Annotated in this window: 12 protein-coding genes; all 12 read left to right on the top strand. The window is 69.8% G+C overall.

Annotated features, from left to right (window positions below; genetic code table 11):
- Positions 1 to 10 precede the first annotated feature (10 nt).
- The 12 genes from IPG05_01260 (at position 11) to IPG05_01315 (ending at position 14,479) form a co-directional block, all read left to right on the top strand.
- Positions 11 to 2,437 carry a GWxTD domain-containing protein gene (locus IPG05_01260; protein ID MBK6493729.1) on the top strand — a complete coding sequence of 809 codons (2,427 nt, stop codon included), beginning with the start codon at positions 11 to 13 and terminating at the stop codon, positions 2,435 to 2,437.
- Between the two features lie 46 nt (positions 2,438 to 2,483).
- On the top strand, positions 2,484 to 3,686 hold the full coding sequence (locus IPG05_01265) for an argininosuccinate synthase (protein MBK6493730.1): 1,203 nt from the start codon (positions 2,484 to 2,486) through the stop codon (positions 3,684 to 3,686).
- A 1-nt stretch (position 3,687) separates the two neighbouring features.
- Positions 3,688 to 4,776, top strand: a complete 1,089-nt coding sequence (locus tag IPG05_01270; protein ID MBK6493731.1) for a hypothetical protein — start codon at positions 3,688 to 3,690, stop codon at positions 4,774 to 4,776.
- A complete protein-coding gene (argC, locus tag IPG05_01275; protein ID MBK6493732.1) occupies positions 4,773 to 5,855 on the top strand; it encodes an N-acetyl-gamma-glutamyl-phosphate reductase in 1,083 nt (360 codons plus the stop codon). Before IPG05_01270 ends, argC begins: the two co-directional genes overlap by 4 nt.
- On the top strand, positions 5,849 to 7,003 hold the full coding sequence (locus tag IPG05_01280) for an aminotransferase class III-fold pyridoxal phosphate-dependent enzyme (protein MBK6493733.1): 1,155 nt from the start codon (positions 5,849 to 5,851) through the stop codon (positions 7,001 to 7,003). The genes argC and IPG05_01280 overlap by 7 nt, the downstream gene beginning before the upstream one ends.
- Positions 7,000 to 8,016, top strand: coding sequence for an N-acetylornithine carbamoyltransferase (locus IPG05_01285; GenBank protein MBK6493734.1), 1,017 nt, complete (start codon positions 7,000 to 7,002; stop codon positions 8,014 to 8,016). Before IPG05_01280 ends, IPG05_01285 begins: the two co-directional genes overlap by 4 nt.
- Positions 8,017 to 8,083: 67 nt before the next feature.
- Positions 8,084 to 9,019, top strand: a complete 936-nt coding sequence (gene argB, locus IPG05_01290; GenBank protein ID MBK6493735.1) for an acetylglutamate kinase — start codon at positions 8,084 to 8,086, stop codon at positions 9,017 to 9,019.
- Complete coding sequence (locus IPG05_01295; GenBank protein ID MBK6493736.1) at positions 8,997 to 10,070, top strand: M20/M25/M40 family metallo-hydrolase; 1,074 nt, start codon at positions 8,997 to 8,999, stop codon at positions 10,068 to 10,070. Before argB ends, IPG05_01295 begins: the two co-directional genes overlap by 23 nt.
- Positions 10,067 to 11,443, top strand: coding sequence for an argininosuccinate lyase (argH, locus tag IPG05_01300; GenBank protein MBK6493737.1), 1,377 nt, complete (start codon positions 10,067 to 10,069; stop codon positions 11,441 to 11,443). The genes IPG05_01295 and argH overlap by 4 nt, the downstream gene beginning before the upstream one ends.
- Complete coding sequence (locus IPG05_01305) at positions 11,440 to 11,898, top strand: arginine repressor (GenBank protein ID MBK6493738.1); 459 nt, start codon at positions 11,440 to 11,442, stop codon at positions 11,896 to 11,898. Before argH ends, IPG05_01305 begins: the two co-directional genes overlap by 4 nt.
- Before the next feature lie 170 nt (positions 11,899 to 12,068).
- Positions 12,069 to 13,784 (top strand): hypothetical protein, encoded by a 1,716-nt coding sequence (locus IPG05_01310; protein ID MBK6493739.1) that lies wholly within the window; start codon positions 12,069 to 12,071, stop codon positions 13,782 to 13,784.
- Positions 13,781 to 14,479 (top strand): CPBP family intramembrane metalloprotease, encoded by a 699-nt coding sequence (locus IPG05_01315; protein ID MBK6493740.1) that lies wholly within the window; start codon positions 13,781 to 13,783, stop codon positions 14,477 to 14,479. Before IPG05_01310 ends, IPG05_01315 begins: the two co-directional genes overlap by 4 nt.
- The last annotated feature ends 5 nt before the right edge of the window (positions 14,480 to 14,484 follow it).

Here is a 14,484-nt window from a genome sequence, read left to right on the forward strand (position 1 = left end):
GAGCACGACGGTGACGTACCTTTCGGTACGTTGCCGTCGTGTCGCGTTTCCGCTGATCGTCCATCGTTCCGTCGAGGCTCCCATCCGTCACTTTCCGTTCGGTCGTGTCGCCTGCGCGCTCCTGCTGGTTGCCTCTCCGCTGCGCGCGCAGGAGGCGAAGGACCGCCCGCTGATCGATTCGCTGTTCGCCGCGATGGCGCAAGCCGATGCCGCCAAGGACCTCCCCGACCTCTCTCGCTGCAGCGTGACGCCGGGGTCCTTCGCGCGGATGTGCGAGGGATTGCTGCTGACGCGCCGGGCGGAGTTGGCCGGCCAGTCCGATGATGCCAATCGCGCGGAGGCGCTGCTCCGGCGCACCGTCGAAGAGAAGCCCGAGTGGGCGGTGGCGTGGTACGGACTGGGCGTGGCGCGCTTTGAGTTGGCGCGCTTCAAGGTGTTGGCTCGCGAAGGTCCGCGGCAGGGCGCTGGCGTGAGTTGGGTGGCCGGTGGCACGGCGGCGTTGGTGCGCGCCCTCGAACTCGAACCCACCCTGCTCGGTGCCGGCGAGGCCCTCGCTCGCGCGCCGATGCCGCGCGAAGGGGTGTCGCGCGTCGCCGAGCGGTTGGCGATCCTCAAGCGGTTGCGTGGCTCGCTGACGATGACGCCGGCCTCACGCCTGGCGCTCGGCCAGCTGGAACGCGAGGCCGGCAACGCCGACACCGCGACCGTCCTGCTCGGCGAGGCGATGGCCGCTGGCGCCGACAGCGGCGTCGCGATGCTGGAGATGGCGCGCGCGCTGCACAAGGCGGGGCGTCCGGTCGAGGGGCGCGGGCTGCTCTTCGCCGGCGCCGAACGCACCACGACACCGGAGTCGAAGCGTCGTTACCGGGAAGAGCTGAGCTGGGTCGCCACGCCCCAGGAGATGGCGTCGTGGGACTCGGCGGCCGCGCCGCAGCGCAAGGCATGGCTCGAGAACTTCTGGGGCGGGCGCGATGTCCGCGAAGGGCGCGCCGAGGGTGAGCGGTTGATCGAGCACTACGTGCGCATGGACTACGCCTCCAAGAATTTCAAGATCACCATCCCGCAAGTTGGCCGGCAGAAGACGCGGAGCGTCGCCGTGGCGACGGATGTGGATTGGATTCCGACCACCACGGTGGTGAGCAGCGACGCCCCCACGCCCACCGCCGAGCAGGTCGATGCCGAAGCCGATCTGGCGTCGGACAACAACTACTCCGCCCTGGTCGGCGTCAAGGTGCCGTTCCGCGTCTTCAGCGTCACGCAGGACCTGATCGATGACCGCGGCATCGTCTGGATCCGGCACGGCAAGCCGGACCTCAAGACGGTGACCGTGGGGGGCACCGCCGGGGAAGCGTGGCTCTACCGACGCTCGGGCGAGCCGGCGCTGGTGCTCTTCTTTGCGGAGGCGGACTTCGATGGCAGCACCGGCGCGAGCGTGCTCGTTCCGACGCCCGCCGGAGGCCTCCCGGAAGCGATCAACCAGCTCTGCGGTGGCGGGATGGGGATGTGCGATGGGCTGCAGGGCAACGCCGTCAGCGCCGGCCGTGGTAGCAACACGGACGGCTCCCCGCGCCGGATCGGTGCGTCCGAAGTTCGCGCCTCGCCGGACCAGATTCGCAACCAGCGCAATGCCGGCATCGCGCAGATCAAGCGTGCGGTGACCAGTGACGCCTTTCCGCGCACCTTCGAGGCACCGCTCGACCCGATCGCCCAGATCTACGGGCTCGATCGCGCGTCGGGCGGCTCGCCGCGGTTGGTCGTGGCCTTCGCGCTCCCGGGTGAGAAGCTCACCTACACGACACCGCCGGAGGCGGGCGGCCGCGCGATTTACCCGGTGCGGGTGCGCCTCCTCTCGATCGATCAGGCGACGGGTGCGCGCTACGAGCTCGACTCGTTGCGTCAGTTCGCGGCCGCCACGCCACTCAAGGAAGGGCAGTACCTGACGGGCGTTGCCGAGATGAAGGTGCCCGCCGGGCGGTACACCACGACGCTGGTGCTGACGCAGGATGGCGGGAAGGGGGCGTTGGCGCGGCTTGCGGCCGTCGAGGCACCGACCAACACGGGGCTCCGAGTGAGCGACGTGGTGTTGGGCCGCGAGGGGAGTGGGGTGACGTGGAATTCCGGCAGCACGCGCGTGGCGATGAACCCGCTCAACGCCTACGCCAAGGGGGCGACGGCCGAGCTCTACTATCAGCTCAGCGGATTGAAGGTCGGGCAGAGCTACGCGACCAAGCTCGAGTTCCTCCCCTCCTCGGAGAAAGAGACCAAGCCGAAGCTGTCGCTGAGCTTCTCCGCCAGCGCCGACGCCGACCGCGTCGAGGTGGCGCGGTCAATCGGCCTCGAGAATCTCGAGCCCGGGAGCTACCGCCTCCGGGTGACGGTGTCCGGGGCGGGGGCCACCTCGACGGCGACGGCCTGGCTGGTGATCGCGAAGAAGTAGCTGCGCCCCTTGCGGGCGCCGGGCCGTGGCTGCATACTTATGCACTATGCAGAAACCGACCCTGGCGCTCGCCTTCTCCGGCGGCCTCGATACATCCTACTGCGTCCCCCGGCTGACAGAGCGGGGGTTCTCAGTCCATACGGTCTTCGTCAACACCGGCGGCACCACCCCCGAGCAGTGCGCGGCGATCCGCGCGCAGGCGATGGCGGTGGGTGCGGTGGACCACCACGAGGTGGACGCCCGTGACCTGGTGTTCAACCGCTTCGTCCGCTTCCTGATCCAGGCCAATGTCCTCCGCGGCGAGGTGTATCCGCTCTCCGTGGCGGCCGAGCGCACCCAGCAGGCGATCTCGGTCGTGGCCGTGGCGCGGGAGATCGGGGCGGTCGCGGTGGCGCACGGCTCGACCGGCGCCGGCAACGACCAGATCCGCTTCGACATCGCGCTCCGCGTGCTCGCGCCCGAGCTCGAGATCGTCACGCCGATCCGCGAGGAGAATCTCTCGCGCGAGGCATCGATCGCCTACCTCGAGGCGCGCGGCTTGCCCGTGCCGCCCAAGTCGGGCGCCTTCTCGATCAATCGCGGCCTCTGGGGCACCACCTGGGGCGGCGGCTGGACGCATGACACTTGGGCCTCGCCGCCGGAGGAGCTGCTCGCCCCGCCGGCCGATGCGCCGGCGCCGCGCGACATCGTCATCTCCTGGGTGAACGGTGTGCCGGTGCTGGTCGACGGCAAATCGGGACCCGGGCACGTCCTGGTCGACATGCTGAGCGAGCTTGCCGCGAGCTACGGCATTGGCCATGGCATTCACGTTGGCGAGACCGCCCTTGGCATCAAGGGGCGGATCGGCTTCGAGGCCGGCAGCGCGCTGATCCTCATCAACGCGCACCGCGAGCTCGAGAAGCTGGTGCTGACCAAGTGGCAGTCGTTCTGGAAGGATCAGCTCGGCAAGTTCTACGGCGACCGCCTGCACGAAGGCCACTACTTCGATCCCGCCCTCCGCGACATCGAGGCGATGGTCGAGTCGTCGCAGCAGAAGGTGACCGGCGAGACCCGCGTCCGGCTCTCGCCGGGACGCTTCCTCGTCACCGGCGCGCGCTCGCCGTGGTCGATGATGGACCGTGCCGTGGCGACCTACGGCGAAGAAAACGTCCTGTGGACCGGCGACGAGGCCAAGGCCTTTGCCCGCGTCGGTGCCATTCCCGAGTTGCTGGCCATGCGGGCCGATGCACGTGCCCGCGGAGAGGAGTGAGATGGTGGTGACCACACGGGTCCGGCTCGACCGGATTGCCTCGTCGACGCGCAATGCGGCGTTGACGACTGAAGTGATCCTGGGCGACGAGATTGTCGCGGCCGAGGGCTACGTGCTCGCGGTGCGCATCCTCACCGACAAGAGCAGCTACAACACGGTCGAGGATCTCGGCGGCCGGATGGTGTCGCTCCGCTCCGGTGACGTCCTCGCCGGCACGCTCGGCGTGCGGCGTGCGCTGCGTGGCTACGCGGGCGAAGTGCCCAAGACGATCGCGGTGGGCGACACGATCGAGGTGCTCAATCTCGGCGGCATCCTGGGGCGCTGCACCTCGGCGAATCCGGATATCGGCCCGCCGTTCATGGCCGAGGTGCTTGGCGCGGTCCTGTCATTCCCCGAGCTGGGCGACCGGATCGGTCGTCCGGCGCACATCCGTGACCGCGCGGTGCCACCCGCCGAGACGCTCTCCTGCGACATCCCGGTGGTCTTCATCGCGGGCACCTGCATGAACGCGGGGAAGACGGTGGCCGCGACCGAGCTGGTGCGCGGCCTGGCGCGTGGCGGGCTGCGGGTCGCCGCGACCAAGCTCACCGGCGTGTCGCTGATGCGCGATGCCCTCTCGATGCAGGACGCGGGCGCCGTGGCGGCGCTGACGTTCAACGATGCCGGCGCGGCGAGCACACACGCCGGGATGACGGTGCCGATCGCGCGAGGGATCTTCAACCGCCTGGCCGATCCGCGCGGGCCGCGGCCCGACGTGATCGTCGCCGAATTGGGCGACGGCATCCTCGGCGAGTACGGCGTGCAGGACATCCTGCGCGCCAAGGACTTGATGGCGCTCGGCGCCGCCTACGTGATGGCCGCGCCCGATCCGGTCGGCTGCTGGGGCGCGCGCGAGATCATGCGCGACGAGTTCAACCTGCCGATCACCGCCATCACCGGTCCGGCGACCGACAACGCCGTCGGCCGCGACTACATCACCGCGTCGCTCGGCTTGCCGGCGTTCAATTCACGCCGCGATCCCGAGGGACTGGTGGCCGCCGTGCGCGTCGCGTTGGAGCAGTGGCACGCCGCGAACGGAGTCCGCGCGTGAAGGTGGCCGTGCTCGGTGCTGCCGGATATGTCGGCGGGGAACTGCTGCGGCTGGTGCTGCAGCACCCCGACATCACCGAGGTCGTCGCCACGTCACGGTCGCAGGCCGGCAAGCCGATCGCCGATCTGCATCCGGCGTTGGCGCTGCTGACCGACGCGCGCTTCGCGGCGCACGCGCCGGGCGAGGTCGCGCGCGGCAAGGACGTGGTCTTTCTGGCGCTGGAGCACGGCGACTCGACCAAGTTCATGGGCGAGATCATCGATGCGGGGCCGGGATTGATCGTCGACCTCGCCGCCGATTTCCGGATTCAGGATGGGTCGCTGCACGCGCGGCACTACGGTGCACACGCAGCGCCGGCGCTGGTCCACCACTTTCGCTACGGCCTCGCCGACGTGCTGGGGACATCGCTGCGTGGTGCCCGCGCGATCGCGGCGCCCGGTTGTTTCGCGACGGCGGCGCAGTTGGCGCTGTATGCCATCGCGGACCTGCCATTGGCCGCGCCGCCGGTGATCTTCGCCGTGACCGGGTCGAGTGGTGGCGGGCAGTCGCTCAAGGCCACTGCCCATCATCCGACCCGTGCGCACAACCTCTTCGCGTATGGCGCGATGTCGCACCGGCACGAGGGGGAGATCCTCGAGCAGTGGCGTGGCTGGCGCGGCGACGCGGCAGCGCATGCTCGGCTGGTGCCGCACTCGGGGCCGTTCGTGCGGGGGATTTATGCGACGCTGCATGCGACGATCGACGTGGGCGCGGCGGGGACCGCGGCGGGTCCGGCACGGGCGCGGCAGGCCGCGCCCCTACACGTCCCGACGGATATCACGAGCCACGTCCGCACACGATACGCGGGCCGCCCGTTTGTGCGGGTGGGCGATGCCCCGCCCGAACTCACCCATGCGGTGGGCACCAACCTCGCGTTGCTGCACGCGGTCGTGTCTCCCGACGGGCGGGAGGTGCAGGTGGAGTGCGCGATCGACAATCTGATCAAGGGCGCCGGTGGCCAGGCGATCCAGGCGATGAACCTTGCCCTCGGGCTTGATGAACGGGCCGGCCTGCTGGCCCCGGGACCCTTTCCATGCTGAATCGCGACGATGGGCCGGCGCTGCTGCCGGTGTACGCCACCTTCCCGCTGCGTGCCGTCTCCGGCCATGGTTCCTGGCTGGTCGACGAACAGGGCGAGGAATGGCTCGATGCCTATGGCGGCCATGCCGTGGCCACCTGCGGTCACTCGCACCCCGACGTGGTCGCCGCGATTGCCGATCAGGCGGCGCGGCTGATCTTCTATTCGACCGCCGTGCCGCACGCCGGCCGTGAGCACCTCGCCGAGATCCTCGCGCGACTCGCCCCCGGCGGACTCGGCAAGGTGTTCTTCTGCAACTCGGGCGCCGAGGCGAACGAGAACCTGCTCGGGATGGCACGACGCAAGACGGGCCGCACGACGATCGTCACCATGCTCGGTGGATGGCATGGGCGGACGGCGGCGACGCTCGCCTGCACCGATGGCGCGCGGTACGAGGCGGGGGCGCGCCGGGCCGGCGTGCCGCTCTCGCGGAAGGTGCCGTTCAACGATCTCGCGGCGCTGACGGCGGCGATGGACGAGACGGTGGCCGCCGTGCTGCTCGAACCGGTGCAGGGATTCAGCGGCGCGCGGACCGCGACGGTCGAGTTCCTCGAGGGAGCCCGGGCCCTGTGCGACAAGTTTGGCGCGAAGCTGCTCTTCGATGAGGTGCAGTGCGGCACCGGGCGGCTGGGAACGTTCACGGCAGCCGAGAGCTTCGGCGTGATGCCCGACGCGCTCTCGCTTGCCAAGGGTCTGGCCGCGGGCCTCCCCATTGGGGCAGTCGTGGCGCACCCGTCGCTGGTCGACGACATCGCCATCGGCGACCTCGGGTCGACGTTCGGCGGGGGGCCGGTGCCGTGCGCCGCGGCACTGGCCAACATCGCGGTGATCGAGCGCGAGGGGCTGCTCGAGAATGTGCGCCGGGTGAGCGCGCAGATCCGGAGCGTGGCCGAGTCGCTGCCGCATGTGCTGACCGTGCACGGGCGCGGCTTCCTGCTGGGTCTCGAGCTCGACATCCCGGCGGCCGATGTGCAGCGGGCGCTCTGGGCCAAGCGGATCCTCACGGGAACGTCCACCGATCCGAAGACGCTGCGGCTCTTGCCACCGCTCTCCTTCAGCAGTGATGAGGCCGCCCTGCTGCTGGCTGGGCTCCGCGAGGTGCTGGCGTGAGCGGACGCGACTTCCTTGCGATGGAAGAGTGGGAACCCGAGGCGATCGACGCGCTGCTCGACCTGGCGGGTCGCTGCAAGCGCGGCGAGATCACCGACGGGCTGACCCGCAAGGTGCTCGCGATGGTCTTCATGGACCCGTCGCTCCGGACGCGCTCCTCCATGGAGACGGCGATGTTCCTGCATGGCGGCCATGCGCTCGCACTGGAGCCGGGGAAGGGAAGCTGGGCGTTGGAGACCGAACTCGACGTGGTGATGGACGGCACGACGGTCGAGCACATCATCGAGGCGGCGCGGGTGTTGTCGCGGTATGCCGATGCGCTGGCGGTGCGGTCCTTTCCGAAAGGGAATGACTGGGCCACGGAACGGCTCGACCCGACGATCCGCAACTTCGCCCGCTTTGCGGAGAAGCCGGTGATCAACCTCGAGTCGGCGCGACGCCATCCCTGCCAGGGGCTCGCCGACGCCATGACGATGCGCGAGCATCTCGGCGAGACGGTCGGCAAGCGCTTCGTGCTGATGTGGGCATGGCACCCCAAGGCGCTGCCGACCGCGGTGCCCGCCAGCGCGGCGATCGCGGCCGCGCACCTCGGCATGGAGGTGACGATCGTGCGCCCTGCCGGCTACGACCTCGACCCCGACGATTACGTGGCGATCGAGACGCTGGCCGGGAAGCGCGGCGGCTCGCTGAAGCTCACGGAGGAACTCGACGGCGCGATCGAGGGGGCGCACGTGGTCTACCCCAAGTCGTGGGGCTCGCTGGCCCACTTCGGGAATCCCGAGGCGGAGCGTGCCGGCCGCGAAGGGAAGCGCGATTGGCGCCTCACCCAGGCGCGGATGCGCGCGACCGCGGCCGGGAAGGGAATCGCGATGCACTGCCTGCCGGTGCGCCGCAACGTCGAGATGGACGGCGACGTCCTCGACGGGCCGAACAGCGCCGTGATCGACCAGGCGGAGAACCGGCTGCATGCGCAGCGGGCGCTTCTCCTCGAAGTTATCGGGACAGCACGATGATCGATGATCGATCATCGACCATCGATCATCGAATTCAGATCTTGACCACTAAGTGGAGCTCCTGCGCATGACCATTGATCCATCCCAGGGCATCGTCGGCCTCAAGGGCGCCCTGCGCTATGTCCGCGCCTACCGCGATCACGTCTTCGTCGTGAAGCTTGGCGGGGATGTGCTGTCGGACAAGCACAACCTCGACACCGTGGCGGGGCAGCTGGCGCTCTTGTCCTCGCTTTCGATTCGTCTGGTCGTGGTGCACGGCGGCGGCACGCAGGCGAGTGCCCTGGCGCGCCGGCTCGGCCAGGAACCCGAGATGGTCGCCGGGCGGCGCGTGACCGACGATGGCGCGCTCGAGGTGACCAAGATGGTCTACCGCGGCCTGCTGAACACCGATCTGGTGGCGGCGTTGCGGCGCCATGGGGTCCAGGCGACCGGCCTCTCCGGCGTTGATGCCGACCTGATCACCGCGCATCGTCGGCTGCCGCTGCGGGTGGTGGACGACGCCGGCGTCGAGCGGACGGTGGACTACGGCCATGTCGGCGACATCGACAAGGTCGACCCGCGGGTGCTCGAGACGCTGATGAACGCGCGCTTTGTGCCCGTGGTGTCGTCGCTGGCGGGTGACGCCGAGGGCAATGTCTACAACGTCAACGCCGACACGGTGGCGGAGTCGCTGGCGATCGCGCTCAAGGCACAGAAGCTGATCTTCATGACCGGCGCGCCCGGCGTGCTGCGCGACCGGAACGATCCGTCGACGCTGGTCACCTTCGCCGACCCGGATGATCTCGCCGAGTTGATGGCGAGCGGCGCGCTCGCCGGCGGGATGCGCCCGAAGGTCGAGGCGTGCATTCGCGCGGCGACCGGGGGCGTCGAGCGGACGCACATCATCGATGGGCGTGCACCGGATGCCCTCCTGCTCGAGGCGTTCACCGGCTCGGGCTGCGGCACCATGATCGTGGGTCGAAAGGAGAAGGCTACCTATCTTGGCGTCGACCTGGCCGACTGAAGTCACCACGCTCCGCGAGCTGGTGGCCATTCCCTCGATCAGCGGGAATGAGCTGCCGGCCGCGGAGTATGTGGAGCATGTGGCCCGAGGCCTCGGCCTCGACGTGGTGCGCGACGACACCTCCGTCCGCGTCAGCGTCGGCGACGAATCTGCCGGGCCGACGCTCGCGCTGGCCTCGCATCTCGACGTCGTCCCGCCGGGCGAGGGATGGAGCCGCGATCCGTTCACGCCGGTGATCGAGGGCGACCTCCTCTACGGTCGTGGCTCGGGCGATGCCAAGGCATCGGTCGTGTCGATGCTGCATGCCCTCGGCGATGTGGCGGCCTCGGGGCGTGCGCTGCGCGGCCGCGCCCTCGGGATCTTCTCGTACGGCGAGGAGACCCGCAACGCGACGATGCCGATGGCGGTCGAGCGCGCCGGGCGGCTCGATGCTGCGCTCGTGGGCGAGCCGACCAACCTCGAGTTCTCGGTGGCGCAGCGCGGGCTGATGATGGTGGATCTGGTGGCACACGGCGACCAGCGCCACGCCGGGTACGCGGCCACCGAGGGATTCACCAATGCCATCACGGTGCTGGCCCGCAATCTGGCGCGGCTCGACGGCATCGCCAGCGCGAGGGTGCATCCCGTGCTCGGCGTCACCACCGTGACGCCGACGATGCTCGAGGCTGGCGTCTCACGGAACGTCACGCCCCCCACCGCGCGCGCGGTCCTCGATATCCGCTCCACGCCGGACTGGACACACGACGAGCTCGCGGTTCTCCTTCGGGAGCAGCTCGACTGCGAAGTGGTGGTCACTTCGACGCGGCTGGTGCCGTGCGAGACGCCGGCGGGGTCCGCCCTCCTGGCGGCAGCGCGGCGCGCCCGCCCCGAGTCGACGTCCTATGGGTCGCCGACCTGCTCCGACTGGTGCTTCCTGCGGCATCTCGATGCCATCAAGGTCGGTCCAGGCACGTCGCGCCGCTCGCACACCCCGGATGAATCGGTCAACCTCTCCGAAGTGATCGCCGCGCGGGCCTTCTACGCCCGGGTGATCGAGGAGTACCTGGCATGAGTCGCAGTGAAACGCTCTGGTCACCAGGCGCTGCCCCCGATGCCCAGATGCTGGCCTACACGGTCGCCGACGATCGCACGGTCGACGCCCGGTTGCTGCGCTGGGATGTCCTCGGCTCGCTCGGCCATGCGGCCTCGCTCAAGGCCGGGAAGGTCATCTCCCCGCGCGAGTATGCCACGATGCGCCGGGCCTTGCTCGCCGCGCTCCGGGCCATCGATGCGGGTGAACTGCAGATCGGGCCCGAGCATGAGGATGGCCACAGCGCGGTGGAGCTCTGGCTCACCAAGCGCTTCGGCGATATCGGTGAGCGGCTCCACACCGGCCGCTCGCGCAACGATCAGGTCGCCACCGACCTGCGCCTCTTCCTGAAGGACGAGGTGCTGGCGCTCCACGGGCAGATGACCGATCTCGCGGAAGCGCTCCTCGCCTTCGCGACGACGCACCGGCGCGTGCTGTGGCCGGGCTACACGCACCAGCGGATCGCGATGCCGTCGTCGGCCGGACTCTGGGCCGCCGCGTATGCCGAGGGACTTCTCGACGCCGCAGACGCGGTGCACGGCTTCTGGCAACGCCTCGATCGCTCCCCGCTCGGCAGCGCCGCAGGCTATGGTGTGCCCCTGCCATTGGTGCGCGAAGCCTCCGCCAAGGCGCTCGGCTTCGGCGGCATCGATCAGGTGGTCACCTCGGTCCAGGGCAGCCGCGGGATGCTCGAGGCAGCGGCGCTCTTCTGGTGTGGCGAGGCGGCGCATCACCTGGCGAAGCTGTCGGCCGACGTGATCCTCTTCTCGGCCGACGAGTTCGGCTGGCTGACGCTGCCGACGGAGCTGTCGACGGGGTCGTCGATCATGCCGCAGAAGCGCAACCCCGATCTCTTCGAGTTGACCCGTGCACGTGCGGCATCGCTTGAGGGCGACTTGGCCACGGTGCTGGCGCTCAAGGGGCGGTTGGCGGGCGGGTATCATCGCGACTTCCAATTCCTGAAGGCGCCGCTGTTCCGCGGGCTGGACCGGATGCGCGAGATGCTGGCGATGCTGACCACTGCGATCCCTCGACTCGGGGTGAATGCCGATCGTGGACGGGCGGCACTCTCGGGCGAGGTGCTCGCGACCGATGAAGTGATGCGGCGAGTGCGCGAGGGTCAGACGTTTCGGAAGGCGTATCGCGAGGTGGCCGCCGAGGTCAAGCGAGGGATCGCAATGCCGGCGATCAGCAGTGCGTCGCTGATTGCGGCGCGGCAGAGCACCGGTGGCATCGGCAACCTGCCGATTGTCGCATTGCGGAAGCGCCTCCGGACGTCGCGGCGGTGGCAGGTGGCCGAGCGTCGCCGCTTTGCACGCGCACTCGCAGCGCTGACGGCGCGGAGGGGACGATGAGCCTGGAGCGCCGCAAGCGACACCTGAAGATTCTCGAGCTGGTGGCCACGCGCCCGATGCGGACGCAAGACGAGCTCGCCGAAGCGCTCTCGCAGGAGGGATGGGAGGTCACGCAGAGCTCCGTCTCGCGCGACATCTCGACGCTCGGCCTGATCAAGGTGGAGGGGATCTACCAGCGAGCGGCCGCGTCGCGGCTGCGCGAGATTGCCGACCCGAATGAACGGCGGCTGGCGGAATCCCTGTTGGCGGTCGATCCGGCGGGCGATGCCCTGCTGGTGCTCCACACGCCGCCCGGCGAGGCGCAGCGCGTCGGCAGTGCGCTCGACCTGCTCGGCTGGCCCGAGGTGGTCGGGACGCTTGCGGGCGACGACACGATCTTCGTGGCCACACGCAACGCGGCCTCGCAGGGGACGATCCAGCGTCGCCTGAACGCCTTGATGGACGGACGCAGCTGAGCGCCCCGCGCGCGGTTCGCGGGGCGTTCGCGGCGCTCGCCCTCCTCGGCGCCGGGTGCCGTACCCAGGCGACCCAGGAACGCGAGCGAATCGCCGACTCGGTCGTCGCGGCGGAGCAGGCGGCGGCTCCGAGCGCCGCCGCCGCCATCCAGTGGGCGCGCGTCGACGAGGTGCCGCACCTCCGGCTCGAAGGTGCCACCGCGGTGGTGCGCGACACGGTCTATCTCATCGGTGGCGTCGGTGCCGACGACACCCTCTCGGCCATTCGCACGGTCGATCGCCTCGATCAGGTTGGCCGAAACTGGTCCCTTGGTCCCGAGCTGCCGAGTGCCGTGTCGCACGTCCAGGCGGCGGTGATTGGCGACAGCACGATCTGGATTGCCGGCGGCTTTCTCGGTCGGCACGGCGGGCCGCCCACCGCCGAGGTCTGGCGGCTCGATCGACGACTCGGACGCTGGGTGCCAGGTCCGTCGCTTCCCGAGGCGCGCGGCGGCGGGGCGCTGGTCGCGCTCGGCGATACCCTCTACTACGCTGGTGGCTGGGGAACCGATCGGGTCATCGATCGGGGCGAGGTGTGGCAGCTGTTGCCGCGGGCAACGGCGTGGCGGTCCCGTACTGCGATGCCGATTCCTCGTGGCGATGCGGCCGCAGTGGCGCATGACGGTCGACTGATCCTCCTCGGTGGGCAGCAGAGCCACGACCGCACGCCAGTCGATCTGGCCGACACGTGGGCCTACGACCCGCGCACCGATCGGTGGAGCGAACTCGCCGCGATGCCCACGACGAGATCGCACATGACCTCGGCCACCGTCCGGTGGGGCGGCTGGGTGCTCCTCCCCGGCGGCGGCGACATCGGCGCGGGGCGGCGCTTCTCCGACGACCTCCTCGGCTATGACACGCAGCGCAACGTCTGGCGGCGCCTGCCGGCGCTGCCGGTGCGTCTGCGCGGCGCCAACGGCTGGTTACGCGGGGACACGCTGCAGCTGGCGGGCGGCGCCGAAGTGAACAACGCGCCGTCGAATCGGCATCGCTGGATGCGGTCCCTGCGCGGTGTCTGGATGCAGCTGCCGGGGCAGGGACCTTCCGCCATTGATGAACGCCTCACCGTGGCCGGCGATGAGCTCGTGGTCTTCGGCAACAAGAGCCGATCGACCTGGCACTACCACTTGCCGAGCGGGCGTTGGGCCGCGGAAGATGACTGGCCCTACCGACCGCGGCAGGGCGAAGTCGTCGCGGCCGTCTCCGATGGCCACGGCGTCGACCTGCTTGGCGGCACCGCATTGGGCGACTCGACCCTCATCCTGCAGTCGTTCGAGGTGGCACGTCGACGGTGGTCGGTCGGGCGCGCGATCCCGGACAGCGTGCGCAATCCAATGCTCGTCAGCGCGGCGGGCGCAACTTGGCTGATCGGGACTCCGAGGTGGCGCCGCCGGCCGGAGCCCCGGCAGGTTGCTGCCGGTGTGGTCTACCGCCTCGGGTTCGGCGGTGTGTGGGACTCGGTCTCCGTTGTGCCCGAACCGCGGTTCAATCCTGATGCGGCGGGGGATGCGCAGCACATCTGCGTGTTGGGTGGTGACAACGCCACGGGGAATTGGTCACGCGGCATCCAGTGCATGGACCTCGCCACCTCGAGATGGCGCTCGACTGACGCGGGTGACTTCGACTCGGTCCCGGGCTACGTCGGCCGGCTGCGCAACGCCGTTGCGGTGAACGGCCAATTCTTCATTTTCGGGTGGTCGGGCTACGCCTTCGACCCGGCACGCAACGTCTGGGACTCGGTGCCGCGGTTGCCGATGGAGGCTCGCGTCGGCACGATCGTCGCCGACGGCGATCGCCTGCTGCACTACTCGCCGAAAACCGGCGGTCTGTGGATGATGTGGCCGTGACCTTTCATTGGCCGTCGCCGTTGGGATTCCTCTTCCTCGGCTACGTCCTCTTCGGGTTGCCGTGGCTGGCGCATCGCAGCGGACAGCGCATGGCCGGCCAGAGCCCGGGGCAGTCGGTGCCGACCCGACAGCAGGTCTGGCAGTCGGTCGTGGTGATGCAGTTGATCATGCTTGCGTTCGCCTGGCTGACGGGCCGCGAGTTCGGCTATCCCTTCCTGGCATGGGAGGGCGTCTCGATCCGCGCCGTGCTCGTGACGATCGCGGCGCTCGCCGGATTGCTCGTGCTCCGGGTGGTGGTGCGGCGCACCCGTACCGATGCGGAGCGGCGCGAACTCGCCGTCTTCAAGTTTGCGCCGCGGACGCCCCCGGAGTGGCGGGCCACGGTGCTGATGATCGGGGTGACGGCGGTGAGCGAGGAGGTCGCGTATCGTGGCGTGGGCCACGCGCTGCTCTGGTGGATGTTCGGGAATGGCTACCTGGCGGCAGGCCTGGCAGCGGCCGCTTTTGCCGGCGCCCACGCGGTCCAGGGGCGCAAGAGCATGGCGATGATCTTCGTCACGGCGCTGGTGATGCATGCGCTCGTCGCAGTGACGGGGACCCTCCTCCTCGCGATCGTGGTGCACGCCGCCTTCGACCTCTACGCCGGGTGGCGGATCGCGGTCGAGGCGCGGACCCTGCTGCCGCAGGAGAGCTGAGGGCC

This window comes from Gemmatimonadota bacterium (genome assembly GCA_016704275.1).
Taxonomy (GTDB): Bacteria; Gemmatimonadota; Gemmatimonadetes; order Gemmatimonadales; family GWC2-71-9; genus Palsa-1233.

Bases quoted from the DNA above. Each gene is read 5' to 3' on its own strand.
- IPG05_01305 (MBK6493738.1), top strand. From the start codon at position 11,440: ATGAGCCTGGAGCGCCGCAAGCGACACCTGAAGATTCTCGAGCTGGTG.
- IPG05_01280 (MBK6493733.1), top strand. From the start codon at position 5,849: ATGCTGAATCGCGACGATGGGCCGGCGCTGCTGCCGGTGTACGCCACC.
- argB (MBK6493735.1), top strand. From the start codon at position 8,084: ATGACCATTGATCCATCCCAGGGCATCGTCGGCCTCAAGGGCGCCCTG.
- IPG05_01265 (MBK6493730.1), top strand. From the start codon at position 2,484: ATGCAGAAACCGACCCTGGCGCTCGCCTTCTCCGGCGGCCTCGATACA.
- IPG05_01270 (MBK6493731.1), top strand. From the start codon at position 3,688: ATGGTGGTGACCACACGGGTCCGGCTCGACCGGATTGCCTCGTCGACG.
- argH (MBK6493737.1), top strand. From the start codon at position 10,067: ATGAGTCGCAGTGAAACGCTCTGGTCACCAGGCGCTGCCCCCGATGCC.